11 protein-coding genes are annotated in these 15,227 nt (G+C 68.0%); 5 read left to right on the top strand and 6 right to left on the bottom strand.

All coding sequences use genetic code 11. From position 1 onward, the window contains the following. Positions 1 to 81: 81 nt before the first annotated feature. The 4 genes from AC1DMS_RS18880 to AC1DMS_RS18865 are packed head-to-tail and all read right to left on the bottom strand — an operon-like array spanning position 82 to position 9,009. The gene (locus tag AC1DMS_RS18880; RefSeq protein WP_155247804.1) at positions 82 to 615 is read right to left on the bottom strand and encodes a hypothetical protein; all 534 of its coding nucleotides are present in this window, start codon (positions 613 to 615) and stop codon (positions 82 to 84) included. 43 nt (positions 616 to 658) lie between these two features. Continuing rightward, complete coding sequence (locus AC1DMS_RS18875) at positions 659 to 4,990, bottom strand: RHS repeat-associated core domain-containing protein (protein ID WP_418146479.1); 4,332 nt, start codon at positions 4,988 to 4,990, stop codon at positions 659 to 661. 43 nt (positions 4,991 to 5,033) lie between these two features. Next, on the bottom strand, positions 5,034 to 6,617 hold the full coding sequence (locus AC1DMS_RS18870) for a hypothetical protein (protein WP_418146481.1): 1,584 nt from the start codon (positions 6,615 to 6,617) through the stop codon (positions 5,034 to 5,036). Positions 6,618 to 6,624: 7 nt separating this feature from the next. Beyond that, entirely contained in the window at positions 6,625 to 9,009 is a 2,385-nt protein-coding gene (locus AC1DMS_RS18865; protein ID WP_018903873.1) for a type VI secretion system Vgr family protein, read from the bottom strand. Positions 9,010 to 9,089: 80 nt separating this feature from the next. Here AC1DMS_RS18865 and radA point away from each other — a divergent pair, with 80 nt between their 5' ends. Next, positions 9,090 to 10,478: a DNA repair protein RadA gene (gene radA / locus AC1DMS_RS18860; protein WP_012745415.1), complete on the top strand. Its 1,389-nt coding sequence runs from the start codon at positions 9,090 to 9,092 to the stop codon at positions 10,476 to 10,478. Between the two features lie 236 nt (positions 10,479 to 10,714). Continuing rightward, the gene (locus AC1DMS_RS18855; RefSeq protein ID WP_018903874.1) at positions 10,715 to 11,158 is read left to right on the top strand and encodes a hypothetical protein; all 444 of its coding nucleotides are present in this window, start codon (positions 10,715 to 10,717) and stop codon (positions 11,156 to 11,158) included. Between the two features lie 27 nt (positions 11,159 to 11,185). On the opposite strand, the gene AC1DMS_RS18850 is transcribed toward AC1DMS_RS18855, so the two are convergent. Beyond that, positions 11,186 to 12,193, bottom strand: coding sequence for a recombination-associated protein RdgC (locus AC1DMS_RS18850; RefSeq protein WP_012745417.1), 1,008 nt, complete (start codon positions 12,191 to 12,193; stop codon positions 11,186 to 11,188). 131 nt (positions 12,194 to 12,324) lie between these two features. On the opposite strand from AC1DMS_RS18850, the gene AC1DMS_RS18845 reads away from it, so the two are divergent. From AC1DMS_RS18845 to AC1DMS_RS18835, 3 genes are read left to right on the top strand one after another with little or no spacing between them, the layout of a single operon-like run. After that, positions 12,325 to 13,278 carry a branched-chain amino acid transaminase gene (locus AC1DMS_RS18845; RefSeq protein WP_012745418.1) on the top strand — a complete coding sequence of 318 codons (954 nt, stop codon included), beginning with the start codon at positions 12,325 to 12,327 and terminating at the stop codon, positions 13,276 to 13,278. Between the two features lie 8 nt (positions 13,279 to 13,286). Continuing rightward, the gene (locus AC1DMS_RS18840) at positions 13,287 to 13,496 is read left to right on the top strand and encodes a zinc-finger domain-containing protein (RefSeq protein WP_012745419.1); all 210 of its coding nucleotides are present in this window, start codon (positions 13,287 to 13,289) and stop codon (positions 13,494 to 13,496) included. Continuing rightward, on the top strand, positions 13,493 to 13,906 hold the full coding sequence (locus AC1DMS_RS18835) for an ABZJ_00895 family protein (RefSeq protein WP_478181622.1): 414 nt from the start codon (positions 13,493 to 13,495) through the stop codon (positions 13,904 to 13,906). Before AC1DMS_RS18840 ends, AC1DMS_RS18835 begins: the two co-directional genes overlap by 4 nt. Here AC1DMS_RS18835 and AC1DMS_RS18830 read toward each other — a convergent pair whose 3' ends face one another. Then, on the bottom strand, positions 13,907 to 15,166 hold the full coding sequence (locus AC1DMS_RS18830) for an O-antigen ligase family protein (RefSeq protein WP_018903876.1): 1,260 nt from the start codon (positions 15,164 to 15,166) through the stop codon (positions 13,907 to 13,909). Positions 15,167 to 15,227 lie beyond the last annotated feature (61 nt).

Here is a 15,227-nt window from a genome sequence, read left to right as displayed (position 1 = left end):
ATATTAAATGATCCGCGATAGAGAAGCCAGCCGGCAATCGGGAAAACCCGTGTGGGGGAGGATGGGTGCGCGGCGCAGCCGTCAGGACAGGAAGGACTTGTCGCCGTCGTACTCGCTGGCGACCAGTGCCAGCGTGTCCGCCATGGCCTGGCTCAGCGCCTCGGCATGCACTTCGGCAACATGGATATCTCTTGGAGTGGTGTTCTTCTGATGTCCGCGGATTTCGCAGGACAAGTACAGACGACCTTGGGCAGGAATCAGGTAGCTCCAGACATCCAGCGTGATGTCGCCGAAATGCAGGAACTCGTACAAGCTCGAGAGATCCTGCATGTCGGAATGTTCGTCCGAGTCTTCCGTGAAGATGAGATGGATGTCCTTGGGACCGAGTTCGCCGAAGACATCCGGTCTTTGTTCGAGTCTGGTCTTCTTCCTGAAGCTCACCAAGGTTCTGTCCAGCCGGAACATGAAGTTCGGAACATAGACGTGGTTGTCTTTCTCGGTCACGTGCAAGTTCAGCGCGTAGATATCCACGCGGCGCATCGAGGCGTTCTCCGGCTCTTTGGGCCCGACCTCGAATTGGAGGATTTCTCTGCTGCCGAAAAGTTGATTGAGCATCAGGCAATGATTCCCCATGAAGGTGGTTCTTGAAATCTGGACGCTATCCGCGGCACAGGGGCACCGTATTGGCGAACTTGCGTTGATAGGGTTTCAAGTCGAGACCTTTCTCGGTGCCATTGAGCCTGACGCCATTTTCCGATCCCGCCCAGTGATAGCTCCTGTGGCCGGAATCCTGAAACTGATGGATGTTGCCTTCACTGTCTCGGGCATATCGCACGGTGCGATCGTAGGGGTTGGACTGGCTGCTTTTGAACAACTCCACATGGTTCTCAGGAAGCACGCTTTTGTCCGGGTCATAGCGAGCGCTTCCTCGTCCCGGAGAGTTCCGGTTGTTGTCATGCGTACCCGGATTTTCGTAGTGGTCGAACTTGCCGTCGTTACCCCTGACGCGTGCGAGGATCTGATGTCCATGGGGGCCGCGATCGCCGACCTCCCAGTACGGAATCTTGCTGCCGGACACGAGTCCCAACGGGTCGATGCCAAGGATCGGGTTCTCGGCATAGCGCGTCAGGTTCTCGCCCGCGCGCAGCCGCAGCGGGTCCTGCGAGATGAATTGGCCGCTGTTCGGATCGAAGTAGCGGTACCTGTTGTAGTGCAGCCGTGTTTCCGGGTCGAAGTACTGCCCCTGGAACCGCAGCGGGTTCGAGATCTCTTCTCGATGCAGTGCCGTGATTGCACCCCAGGCGTCGAAGCTTGCCGACCAGACCACGCGTCCGTCCTCGTTCGTGATGCGCGTCGGGCAACCGTTGGGGTCGACGTGGTAGTGCAGCGTGCGGGTCACGCCGCCGTCGTGCGCGATGAGCGCCAGTGGCACGAAGGTGGAGGGGTAATACACGTACTCCCGTGCGTGCTGGTACCGCCGATCCTGCTTGCCAGGGGGCTGGCGGGCGCCCGCCAGGCGCAGCATGGGGCTTGACGGCGAGGCCAGGGGTGGCCGTGGCGCATCGTTGTCCTCGACCATCTCGCCAAGCAACGCATTGCCATCCCAGAAGAACCAGGTGGTCTGCGTCAGGCCGCGCTTGAAGACCCGTCGGCCCGCCGGATCGTAGCCATAGCGTGTCGCGGCCGCGCCGCTGCGGCTTTCGGCCAATCGATGGTTCGCATCCCACAGCAGGTCCAGTCCGCCGTCGGCCGATTCGGCGCTGCCCATCCGCACCAGATCCCCGGCGCGGTCGAAGACGTAGTGGACGCCCTCGAGACTGCCCTCGCGCGTCCAGAGCACAGCCTCGGGGTCGGCTTCGCCACCGGCCACCTGCTTCAGCGGCGCCAGCCGGATGCGCGTCTGCAGGCGGTCGCCGGCCGGATCGTGCAGGAAGCGCCGGATGCGGCCCTGGGGCGCCATGTGTTCCAGGAGTTGCCCGAGCACGTCGTAGCGGTACTGGTCGACGCCCTGCTGACTGTCGCTTCGGCTCACGAGTTGGCCTGCGCGGTCATAGTCGTAGCGGGTGTCGAAGACCGGTGCCACATCCTTGAGCAGGCGCTGGGCCGTCAACTGGTCGCGCGTGTCGTAGTCGAACCGACGTTCCAGTCCTGGGCCCAGTTGCTCGTGGGTGGTGCGGCCGAGCGCGTCGCGGGTCATCACGATGGGAGGCCGGTCGTCGATGGTGAGGCTCTCCAGCCTGTTGCCCGGATCGAAGGCACAGGCCGTGCGATGGCCCGCGCTGGTCTCGCGCAGGACGCGGTTCCCGGCCTCGTCGTACCGGTAGGTCACCCGGAAACCGCCTTGCCGCTCTTCCAGCAAAAGACCTGCGGGATCGAAGCGGCGCTTGACGTGCATGGCCTCGTTGCGCATCTCCACCAGTTGCCCGCACAGGTCGTAGGCAAAGTGTTCCTGCACCTGTCGATCCGGCCGCAACGGGTCGGCGAAGGTCTTTCGCGTGATGCGGCCCATCGGATCGTTGGCGAATGCGATGCGCTGGCCCAGCGGGTCGATGGTGGCCGTCAGGCGCCCCGCCGTGTCGTATTGATAGTGGCGCGACTGGCCCCAGTAGTCCACCTCCTCGACGATGCGGCCCAGCGCATCGCGCCGCAGCATGTAGCGCTCGCCGCGCTGGTTGGTCAACCCGACCAGCCACTCCTCGGTGTCGTAGTGGTATTGCACCGTCTGGCCATCGGGTTGGATGCGCCGGCTGATGCGGCCGGTGCCTACATACTGCAGCCGTGTCTGGGCGCCGCCTTCGTCGATATGGACGACCAACTGGTCCTCTGCGTCGTAGCTGCAGTTGATCTGCCCGCCGCCCGGGTGCTCGATACGCAACAACCGTCCCTTGGCATCGTGGTGATAGCGGTACACGCGGCCCAGCACGTCGGTCTGCTCGGTCAACCGGCCCAGCACGTCGTGGTCGAAGCGGCTTTCATGGCCCAGCGGATCGGTCAGCGCGCGCAACTGGCCGTGCCGGTCATGCCGCAACTGGGTGAGCGCACCCCGTGCATCGACATGCTGTGCCAGCTGCCCGTGAGCATCGTGCGCGAAACGCGTGATGGCGCCCCGCGGGTCGCGTTGGCTGGCCAGAAGACCGCGAGCGTCATAGGTCTGGGTCCAGCGATGGCCGAGTGGATCGATGACGGCGAGCACCCGGTCCTCGTCGTCGAACTCATTGCCGATGGTGCTCCCGTCCGGCCGCCGCACCCCCAGCAGGTTGCCCCGCGCGTCATACGTGAACCCGGTGCGCAGCCCCCCGGGCGCCGTCACCGCCACGGTCCGCCCCACATCGTCGTACTCAAAGGTCGTCACGCCATCCAGCGGATCGATCTCCGCCAGCGGCAACCCTGCCTCATCAAACTTGACCACCGTCAGATGCCCCAGCGAGTTCGTGACCTCGGTCTGCCGCAGCGCCGCGCTGTAGGCGAAGCGGTAGTCGTGCAGCCCGCCGTCGCCCCAGGCGTGCACCACGCGCCATTGTTCGTCGTAGGCGTAGTGAAACGACAGGCCCGTGCGATCCGTGTGGCGCGCCATGCGGTGCTGCAGGTACGCGAACTCGCGCGCCGCACCCAGCGCATCGATCGCCGCCAGCAGGTCGCCGTCGGCATGGCGGTAGCGCACCAGCGGATGCTCCTGCCCGGTGGCCGGGTCGCGCAGCGCCATGGACTCGATGTACCCGCCGCGCGACTGCACCTCGATGCTGCGGCCCGGCAGGCCGTCCACGCCGCTTTCGGCGATGCGCACCAGGTCGCGGCCCCGCCGCACGAAGCGCCAGTGGTTGCCGCAGGCATCCTCGATGCGCGCGATGGGCAGGGGCGCGGCCTGCAGTTCCCCCTCGGGCGACAGCGCATCTTCGAAGTGGTAGCGCAGGCCGCTCTTGAAGCGCACCACGAGCGCCGTGCCCTGGCGCATCAGCCGCGCACCGTCCACCACGTCGAGCACCTGCTGTCCTTCGGCCTGCGGCAGCGCAGGGAACAGCGCGAACTCTTCCGGCCCCTGCAGGCTGAGCAGACCGTCGGCTTCCGCCATCAGGCGCACATCCGCCGGGGTCTGCCAGCCGTGGCCGCAATGGCCGGGCAGGGCGTGGTCGCGCGATGCATAGACGCGCGTCCAGCTCAGCGGCAGCCGGCCCGGAATGCTGAAGTCCTCGTGCGTCACCGAGACGCTGCCATCGCGGATGTCCACCGGCTCGGCACGCAGCACCTGGCACTTGAGGAAGCCCGGCGGCATGTTCTTGAACACGCGCCGCGCGATGCGGGTGTAGGCCCGGCCCAGCGCCTTGAACAGCCCGCGCTGGACCATCGCGCCCCACGAGATGGTCGGCGGCCCGCCCACGAACACCTGCGGCGGGATGGCGACGTTGAAGGTGGTCGGCAGCATCAGGCTCAGCCGCAGGGGCTTGACCGCCTTCTTCTTTCGGAACGGCGGCACCAGGCCCACGATGTTGCAGGCCAGCACCGGCACGCCGATGCGCGAGAAGGGTTCGCCATCGGCCAGCACGATGCGGCTGCCCATGAAAAGCTCGTCCTCGAACTGGGGGCCGCCGGGCGCCTTGATCACCGGCATGGGGGCGCCGACGAGGACGTGGAAGTCCACGCCGCCGGTGCCGGCATTGGCCCGGCGCACCCCCGCCACCTCGACGGTGGCACCGAGCGGAAAGGGAATGCTCTCGGGCATCTCGCCGCCGCCGGCCGGCGCGCCCGGCGGCGCCGGCACCTCGGGCGCCGCGGTGCCCTGGCCGATGGTGCCCAGGCCCGCCTGCATGGCACCGTCCACGGCCGCCATGCCCTTCACGATCGGGTTGTCGGGCGAGACCTGGATGGTCGGCAGGTAGTCGAACGGGTCCATCACGATGCCGATGTGCAGCGTGGGCCACACGCCGGGCGGCGCCAGGTAGGTGTGGGCATCGATGCCCAGCTGGGGGTCGAAGTGCTTGGCCGCGAAGAACAAGGTGCTTTTCTCTCTGGCGTGCGGTGGGGTGAGGCGGTGCGGCTCAGGCCGCTTCGACGAAGGGCTGCGGATCGGGCAGGCGGGCGAACGCCGGCGGCTCGCGCCATTCGTCGACGCCCTGGTCCAGCGGATGGCTCACATGCGGCAGCCCGCTCCAGGCCGGGTCGAGCCACTGGCGACCCAGCGCAATGACGGTGCGGAACACGTCCTCGCTGCCTTGGACCCATTTCTCGCGCTCGCGCAGCAGGGTCTGGAACGCCTGCTCGTAGTGCTGCGCGAGCCGCGCCTCGATGGCGTCGATCGCGGGCCGCGGCGGCCGTTCGCCCAGCCGATGGCCGGCCAGGTCGGCGTCGGCCAGGGCCGCGCGCGCGTCGCGCTCGTAACGGGTGGCGCAGTGCGCGATGCGCTCGCAGCGCCTGGGGTCCTGCATCACGAGCATGTCGTGCAGCAGCTGCGGCACGGTGCTCCGGGGGCGGTCGGTGTCGGCCATGGTGCGCGCCTCGCGGATGCCGGCCAGCGCCGAGGCCCACGCCCGGTCGCGCTCGCCGGCGCTGCGCCAGGCCTGGGCCGCGGCGCGCTGGCCTTCGACGGCGAACATGGGGTGGGGCACGCGGCGGGCCGCTTCGGCGGCCTCTTCGAATGCATGGGCGGCCTGCTTCATGTCGCCCGCCGCGGCCCAGGCCCCGCCTTCGGCCATCCAGCCCTGCATGAACAGCGTGGCACCCATGGGGTTGCCGGCCTGCGCCGCCTCGGCCGCCGAATCGCGGGCCCGGCGGTAGCGCGTGATCGACGCGCCGAAGTCGCGCGCCTGCAGCCAGGCGCCGCCCACCATCATGTCGAGCACGGCACGCTGGTCGGCCCAGCCGTTGCGCGTGGCCAGCCGCAAGGCGCGTTCGCCCGCGGCCTCCACCCCGGCCGCGTCGCCCAGGCGCAGCAGCGACAGCATGTCGGCATAGAGCTGGCGGAAGAGGGCCGCGCCGCTGCCCCCGCCGCCGCTCTGGGCGGCGATCTCGCGCGCGGCCTCGAGGATGTCCAGCGGCGCATCGACCACCCGCATCGCGCCCGCGTGCCGCTCCACCAGCGGCTGCCAGGCGCGCGAGTCGCTGTCGTCCACCAGCACCAGCCGCAGCAGGCCGGCTTCCTGCGGCGGCATGGGCGTCTGCATCGCCGCATCGAACCAGCGCTCGAAGCAGTCGGCGTCGCTCACGCTGGCGGGCTGCAGCACGACCGACATGCGCTGGCAGCGCAGGTGCCGCGCCAGCGAACAGCCGGCCTCCACGAAGCCGGCGGCGCTGTCCCAGCCGGGCTGGCTTTCCTCGTCCCAGTGGGCTGCGACACCCTGCTTCACGAGCTGCGGCCGGTTGTGCCTGTAGGTGTCGATCAACTGCTGCCGCAGTTCGCGGCTGTAGCGAAAGCCGGTCTCGAAAGCCGTGTCCAGCCGCAGGAAGAGATCGGGCGTGCTGTATTCGCTGTCGACCATCTGGAGCGTGAAGAAGGCCTCCAGCATGCGCTGCGAGTCGGGCGGCGCGCGCAGCACGATGGCGCGCAGGGCCGGGTCATCGGTGCGCTCCCACCACAGGTCGTGCAGCTGGGCCATGCGCTTCTCGACGGGGTTGCGTGTCGACATGGCGGCCTCAGCAGTTCAGGAAGATCTTGGTGCCGTTGACCGTGACGCCGGCGTCGTCCAGCATCAGGTTCGCGCTGCCGGCGCGCAGCACGATGCGCCCCGGCGTGACCTCCACCGTCGTGCCCTCGACATTGAGCACCACGCTGGTCGGGCTCGCATGCGTCATGGCGCCGGACGAGTAGGTGTCCAGCGTGCCGCCCTCGGCGCTCACGCCGACATTGGTCGAGGCCACGGCGGAAAAGTCCCCGCCCTGCGCGAACAGGCCCACGTTGAGGGCGGCCGTTCCATAGATGTTGGCGGCCGAGCTGGTCAGGGAGAAGTCGCCCTGCGAGGTGGCCGAGGCCGGGCCGGCCGGCACGTTCAGCGTCATCGCGTCGTTGTAGGTGCCGGTGTGCGACCTGGCGGAAACCTGGTAGGCCTGCCCGATGGTGGTGGTCTGGCCGAGGGCGACGTTCCAGGTGTCGCTGTCCTGGACCGTGACGGTGCGGGCCTGCGTCACCGCGAGCGAATCCGTGCCCGTGACCGACGTGCTCTGATTGCCGGTGACGCTGGCGGTGCGGTTGGCCTTGGCGGTGTGGGTCTGGTCGCCCGTGACCGTGAGGGCCTCGGTGCCGGTGACCGAGTGGCTGCGGTTGGACTTGACGGTGACCGTCTCGTTGCCATCCACCGTCTCGGCGCGCTGGCCGTGGACCGTGATCGTCTCGTTGCGGTCCACCGTTTCCGTGCGGTCGTTCTTGATGTGATTGGTCTCGTCGTGGTCGACGGTCTTGGTGCGGTCGCGGCCCACCGTGTGCACCTCGTCGTTCTCGACCTCGATCAGCTGGTCCTTCTCCGCATGCAGCCAGAGCTGCTCTTCGCCCTTCTTGTCCTCGAAGCGAAGGGCGTTCGCGTTCTCGCTGGTGCCGCCTTCGGAGCTGCGCGACAGCAGGCCGCTCTGCGTGGCGTTTGCCGGCAGCTCCCACGGGGGCATGTTGTCCGCGTTGTAGACGCGGCCGGTGATGATCGGCCGGTCCGGGTCGCCGTATTCGAAGTCGACCACCACCTCCTGCCCGATGCGCGGGATCTGCATGCCCCCGAAGTTGGTGCCGGCCCACGGCGAGGACACGCGCACCCAGCAGGAACTGCTTTCGTCCCTGGTGCAGTAGCGGTTCCAGTGAAAGCTGAGCTTCACGCGCCCGTACTGGTCGGTCCAGATCTCGCGGCCCGCGGGGCCGGTGACCACCGCGGTCTGCGGCCCGGCGGTGCGCGGCTTGGCCGCGTCCGGTGTCGGGCGGAAGATGTTGCTTGCCGGGATGACCTCGAACTCGACGTTGCACTGGAACTCTTCCTGCCCCGTGGCGTCGCCCGCTTCCTGCAGCAACAGGCGTGCCGCGGTGACGAGGTAGTCGGCGTTCGCGCCGTCCTGCGGATGGCCGGCCAGCGTGAAGCGATGGCCGGCCGCCACGCCGCGCAGGTTGCCCGCGCCGCTGGCCACCTGCCCCGGCGCACCGGCTTCTTCCATGCGCGCACGCGCGAGCTGCTCGCCCTCGGATTCCACTGCGTAGTTGCCGGGCCACGCGAACACCTCGCGCGTGCTGTGCTGCGTGCGCCGCGGCATCGCGCGGGCCTGCGTGAGGTCCGCCTTCGGCCGCGTGAAGTCGAAGTCGCCGGTGACCCACTTTCCGCTTTGCAGGCCTTCGGACAGCCGGAAGCGGTGGCAATGCTCCTCGTTGGACGATGCCTGCAGGGCACTGAAGGGAACCTGCTCGTAGCCGCCGGCCGGAAAGGGCCGGTGCGACTGCATGTCGTCGACGATCACCATCGTGTGGCCGGCCTCGCCGTGCTCGAAGTAGTAGTACAGGCCCCACTCGTGCAGCAGGCGGCTCGCGAAGTCGTAGTCCGTCTCGCCATACTGCACCACGAACTCGCGCGCGGGATAGCTGCCCGTGGCCCGGATGGAGAGCGCAAAGCCGTACGCGCCGAGCACCTCGCCCACCGTGTCGAGCACGCTGTTTTTCTGGAAGATCCTGTAGTCGCGCGTTCGCTGCGCCAGGCTCAGCCAGGGCTCGATGACCACTTCGTAGAGCGCCCGCCTGTTCTCCAGGCGCAGGAAGCGGGCGCGCGTCACCAGGCCGGAAATGTGGCGCTCCTGCCCCGCGCCGCCGGGGCGCCCGTCGAGCAGGATGTGCACGCTGAACTCCTCGCCGATCAGGGGCTTGAGCTTGACGTTCGCCGCCGAGCGCGCATCGATGTCCGGCGACTCCGGCGTGGTCAGCGTGATGGTGTAGCTGTAGGGGCGGCTGAGGGCTTCTTCCCCCTCCACCCGCATCGGTTCAAGTGCGTCCATGCCTGCGAGCGTGGGCATGGCGCTGGAAGTTGCGGCGAGCTTGCGGCCGCGGTTGAAGGCGGACATGGCGTTGAGACTCCCTAGGTTGGGCCCATATTTCCTTGACCAAAACACATTTCGCTTCTTGCGTCTCCCTACACTTCGGCATGGCCAAGGAAAAAACTCTCTTCGTCTGCAGCGAATGCGGCGGCACCAGCCCCAAGTGGCTCGGCAAATGCCCGAGCTGCGGCGCCTGGAACACACTCATCGAACAGGTGGCGGGCGGCAGCGGCCCGGCCAACAACCGCTTCGGCACGCAGTACGCCGCGCTGGCGGGCGTGTCGGAGCTCGCAACCCTTTCCGAAATCGAAGCGACCGACGTCGCGCGCACGCCCACCGGGCTCGACGAGCTCGACCGCGTGCTGGGCGGCGGCATCGTCTCGGGCGGCGTCACGCTGATCGGCGGCGACCCGGGCATCGGCAAGTCGACCTTGCTGCTGCAGGCGGTCGATGCGCTGCAGCGCGCGGGGCAGAACGCGCTCTACGTCACGGGCGAGGAAAGCGGCGCGCAGGTGGCGCTGCGTTCCAGGCGGCTTGGCCTGGACCACTCGCAGGTGCAGGTGCTGGCCGAGATCCAGCTCGAGAAGATCATCGCCACGCTCGACGCCACGCGCCCGGCCATCGCGGTGATCGACTCGATCCAGACCGTGTACTCCGACCAGCTCACCTCTGCGCCGGGCTCGGTGGCCCAGGTGCGCGAATGCGCGGCCCACCTCACGCGCTTTGCCAAGACCAGCGGCACGGCCGTGGTGCTGGTGGGCCACGTCACCAAGGAGGGCGCGCTTGCCGGACCGCGCGTGCTCGAGCACATGGTCGACACGGTGCTCTACTTCGAGGGCGACACGCATTCGAGCTTTCGCCTCGTGCGCGCCATCAAGAACCGCTTTGGCGCCGTCAACGAGATCGGCGTGTTCGCCATGACCGAGCGCGGCCTGAAGGGCGTCGCCAACCCGAGCGCGATCTTCCTGAGCCAGCATGCCGAGCCGGTGCCCGGCAGCGTGGTGCTGGTCACGCTCGAGGGCACGCGGCCGATGCTGGTGGAGATCCAGGCGCTGGTCGACAACGGCGGGCCGAGCCCGCGCCGCCTCTCGGTGGGCCTGGACCGCGACCGGCTCGCGATGCTGCTGGCCGTGCTGCACCGCCACGCGGGCGTGGCCTGCATGGACCAGGACGTGTTCGTGAACGCGGTGGGCGGCGTGCGCATCAGCGAGCCGGCGGCCGACCTGGCCGTGATGCTCGCCATCACCTCGAGCCTGCGCGGCAAGCCGCTGCCCAGGGGATTCATCGCATTCGGCGAGGTCGGCCTTGCGGGCGAAGTGCGCCCCGCGCCGCGCGGCCAGGAGCGCCTGCGCGAAGCGGCCAAGCTGGGCTTCAGCGTGGCCGTGGTGCCCAAGGCGAATGCGCCGCGCAAGGGCACGAAGGAGATCGAAGGTCTGACGATCCATGCCGTAGAACGTATCGAGGAGGCGATGGACGTGGTCCGCCGCCTGGATTAAGACCGGTTGCCAGGGAAAAAATGCCCGGCGCGCCAGGGGCGCGCCGGGCGATCCTCCCTGTTCCCACGATGTGTGCCATGTTGTGCTGGCAACCTCGGTTGCCTCTCCCTGAAGCCGGTTGCGTCGGCCCGTGCGGTGAAATGTGCCTGCTGGAACCGCGACTCGATGCGCTTTTCGGGGCGAGTACCGCCTTGCGCGCCTGGCAGTAGCAACGGCCGCTACCGCACAAGGCGACAATGCGCCCCATGAATTTCCAGAAAATACTGGTGCCCGTGGGCGGCATCGTCCTGCTCGGGCTCGCATGGCGCAGCTACGGCTGGGCCGGCGTGGCGCTGACCGGCGGCGCCATCGTGATGTTCCTGCTGCTGCACTTCAACCGCGCGATGCAGGTGCTCAAGCGCGCGGCCGACCGGCCGGTGGGCTATGTGGCGAGCGCGGTGATGCTCAACGCCAAGCTCAAGCCGGGCGTGACGCTGATGCACGTGATCGCGATGACGCGTGCCCTGGGCGAACTGCGCTCGCCCAAGGACGAGCAGCCCGAGCTCTACCGCTGGACCGACACCGGCGGCTCGTATGTCGACGCCGTGTTCAACGGCGGCAAGCTGCAGAGCTGGACGCTGACGCGGCCCGAAGCCGCGCCCGACGACGCGCCGTCTTCCGAAGAAGACAAGGCGGGCTAGGAAGCAGCCAGGAAGAAGCGCCGCGCGTCAGAACGGTGCGTCTTCTTCCTCAGCTTCGGCATCGGCCGGCGTGGTGGTCGTGGGTGCTGCCGCCGCAGCCTTCGGCGCTGCTGCTGCGTCCGCGGGGGCGCCGCTGAAGGCCGCCTCGCCGCCCAGCGCGTCGAGCAGCGCCGGCACCAGCTGGCCGAGCTCGCCGGTGGCAATGGCCACGTCGGCGTCGAAGTTGTCTTCCTTCTTGCCGCCGGCCGCGCCGTCGCCCGTGCCTTCGAGGAACACGATCTTGCGGATCAGCATGCCGTGCGTCAGCTCGAAGGACACGCGGTCGTCCCAGGTGAGCGCCAGGCGCGTCGGCCGCTTGCCGTCGGTGATGTGCTTTTGCACTTCCTCGATGTCGAGCGGGTGCTTGGCGTAGCGCACCACGGCCTTGGAATCGTCCGAGGCCTTGAGCTCGCATTCGCGGTCGATGGTGAAGCCGGCCGGCGGCTCCTGCGTCAGCAGCCAGTTGGCCATGGCGGCGGCCGGCTCCACCTGCGTGTTGATGAGGGCCACCGCAAAGCCGTCGAGCGACTTCACGAGGCTGGTGACCACTTCGTCGGCGCGCGAGGCGTTGCCGCTGTTGATCACCAGCCGGTGCTCGGCCTTGTCGATCCACACGGCCACGCGGGCGCTGCGCGTGAAGGCCATCGGCAGCAGCTCCAGGGTGATGTCCTCCTTGAGCTCCTTCTTTTCCTTCTTGCCGGGCTTGCGGCCGGTGGCGGCCTCGATCTGCGCGCAGCGCTCGTCGAGCTTACGGCGCACCACGGAGCCGGGCACCGCCTTGCTCTCGATCATGTATTCGACCAGCCACTGGCCGTCGATGGATTCGACCAGCGGGCCGTTGGCTTCGCCGCGGGGCTCCACCCAGCCGGCGGATTTTTCCTGCGAGGGGCCGCAGGGCTCGAAGCGCGCCTTGGCGAGCGCTTCTTCGGCCTCGGCCAGTGTTTGGGACCAGGCAGGTTCGATGCGATAGACGATGACGTTCTTGAATACGGACACGGAAACCCTTTTTTCCACTGGTTTGGACAACCGGCCATTGTCGGGCACGGCGTTGCGGGCTCGGCCGTAAAATCGAAAGCTTTTGCGACTTCCCCCGTCGCTCCCCACACAGCTCCCAAAGGAATCAGGAAATGAGCTCGATCCCCCCCTCGCTGGACGACCGTGACGGCAAGATCTGGATGGACGGCGAACTCGTGGACTGGCGCGACGCCAAGATCCACGTGCTGAGCCACACGCTGCACTACGGCTGCGGCGCCTTCGAGGGCGTGCGCGCCTACAAGACGGCCGACGGCAGCACCGCCATCTTCCGCCTGGCCGAGCACACCGAGCGCCTGTTCAACAGCGCCAAGATCCTGCGCATGAAGATCCCCTTCACGCAGGAGCAGCTCAACGAAGCCCAGAAGCAGGTCGTGCGCGAGAACAAGCTCGAAAGCTGCTACCTGCGCCCGCTGATCTGGATCGGCTCCGAAAAGCTCGGCGTGAGCCCCAAGGGCAACCGGATCCACGCCATGGTCGCGGCCTGGTCCTGGGGCGCCTACCTGGGCGAAGAGGGCATGAAGCGCGGCATCCGCGTGAAGACCTCCAGCTTCACCCGCCACCACGTCAACATCACGATGACGCAGGCCAAGACGGTGAGCAACTACACCAACTCGATCCTCGCCAACATGGAAGCGCTGGACGACGGCTACGACGAAGCGCTGCTGCTCGATGCGAGCGGCTTCGTGTCGGAAGGCGCGGGCGAGAACATCTTCGTGGTCAAGGGCGGCGTGGTCTACACGCCCGACCTCTCGGCCGGCGCGCTCAACGGCATCACGCGCAACACCATCCTGCACGTGTGCAAGGACCTGGGGCTCGAACTGGTGCAAAAGCGCATCACGCGCGACGAGGTCTACATTGCCGACGAGGCCTTCTTCACCGGCACCGCCGCTGAAGTGACGCCCATCCGCGAGCTCGACCGCATCGAGATCGGCAACCGCGGCGACGGCGGCTCGCGCGGCCCCATCACCGAAAAGATCCAGGCTGCCTTCTTCGACATCGTGAACGGCAAGAACCCCAAATACGCCCACTGGCTCACGAAAGTCTGAGAAAAACCATGCCTACCAACGCAGTCGTCGAACTCCTGGCCAGGGAGCTCAACCATCAGGGCGGCGTGTTCTGCCCCAGCCCCAAGGCCGACATGAAGCTCTGGGACACCCACCCCAAGGTCTACCTGGACGTGGCGCGCACCGGTGAAGCCAAGTGCCCGTACTGCGGCACCGTCTACCGCCTGAAGGCGGGCGAGACGGTGTCGTCGCGGCATTGACCGTTCGCGGCCTGCTCGGGCGCTTCGGCGCCGCCTACCTGCTCCTGCTGCTCATCCTGGGCCTGGCGCTGAACATGTTCGGCGTCCAGGCCAACGCGGGCGTCAATACCGCCGCGCTGCTGGGCGCCGTGATGTGGGTGTGCCTGGCCTTCGGCAAGAAGAACGGCCGCTACCTCGCGCGCAGTGAAAAGACCCGTGCCGTGCTCGGCATGATCGCGATCGACCTGGCGATCCAGGCCGCGGTCTCGGTGGCGGCGGCCATGGTTGCCGGCGCCTCGGTCCTGCAGCCGGGGCCGATGCTGCTGGTGCTGCTCTTCGTGGGCGTGCTGCACGCCGCGGTGATCTATTTCTTCGTTGGCATGGCCGGCCGGCAGTTCGCGGCCGCCGAAACCAGGCGCAGCAGCAGATAGCTATCGGGATTGCGGCGGGACTTCGAGCGCTGCCGCGATGCGGCGCGTCGGCCACAGGCCCTGCCAGGGCTGCGTCTCCCGCGGTTCCTGCGCGAGCCGCAGGTAGACCATCGCGATCCACAGCAGCGCCAGGCCGATCTGCGCGTCGCGCACGGCCGAGTTCACGCTCGACGCAATCAGCGCGATCAGCGTGGCCGCCAGCGCATAGCGGCCCGCGATGTCGGGCCGCTTCCACGCCTGCCAGACGGCGCCCGCCATGATGGCCAGCAGGCTCAGCAAGGCCGGCAGCCCGCCCTGCGCGCCGACCCAGAGGAAGTCGTTGTGCGGCATGTTCGAGTCGGCGAAGAGGGCCGGCCCGCGCTTGTGCCACTGGTCGGTCCAGCCGCCGATGCCCCAGCCCGTGAGCGGCCGGTCGGCGATCATGAGGCCGGTGTCGCGGTACATGTAGTAGCGGATGACCCAGCTGCCCTTGAAGATTTCGCCGGCCTGCGCCTTCTCGATTTCCTCCACGCCGGTCTCGACCTTGTGCTGCAGCTGCGGCAGCTGGTAGAGCGCGGCCGCCAGCACCACGGCGCCCAGCACCAGCGCGCTCACCAGCATCTTCAGGTGGCTGCGCCACTGGTGGATGCAGACCACCGGGATCACCAGCAGCAGAGCGAGCACCGAGGTGCGCGAGGTCAGCGGCAGCGCCACCACCAGCCCCAGGCCCAGCATCAGCACGAAAGCCGGAATGGCGCGCAGCGGCCGGTGCGCGGCGATCTGCGCAATGCCCCACACGGCGGCCGTGGACGCCACCACGCTGAACAGCAGCGCATTGCTGATCGACTTGTTGCCCACTTCCATGACCACCGCGCGCAGCGGCGACCAGATCGGAAAGCCGATGGCGTAGTAGGCCACGACCAGCAGGATGTTCAGCGCCGCGATCAGCAGGAAGCCGCGCAGCGCCCAGACCGCTTCCTCGCGCGTGAGCGCCATCGCCATCAGGATGGTGAGGCCGATGCGCAGGCCGTGGAACAGGTTCGAGCCGGTCTCGGGGTAGTGCGGCCCGATGGCCAGCACGATGAAGGTCCAGGCCAGGTACGCCACCAGCGGCCACCACAGCGGGTTGGCGCGCAGCCGCGCGAAGCGCTCGCGCAGCCCGCCGGCCAGGAGCATGGTGGCGAGCAGCAGCAGGGCCGAAAGGTAGGTGAGGCCGACGGGCATGAACACCACCAGCCCCCAGAACATGGCCGCGGGCCTGACGATGTGCGATCTCTGCATAGGGGCGGCATTTTAGGTGGAAGGCTTGGTACTCCCCCAGGCTTCGCGCACTTCGTGTCGC

It is taken from the genome of Variovorax sp. 05T418, from assembly GCF_056396385.1.
Note: the sequence above shows the minus strand (reverse complement) of the source record. Positions and strands in the feature narration are given on the sequence as shown.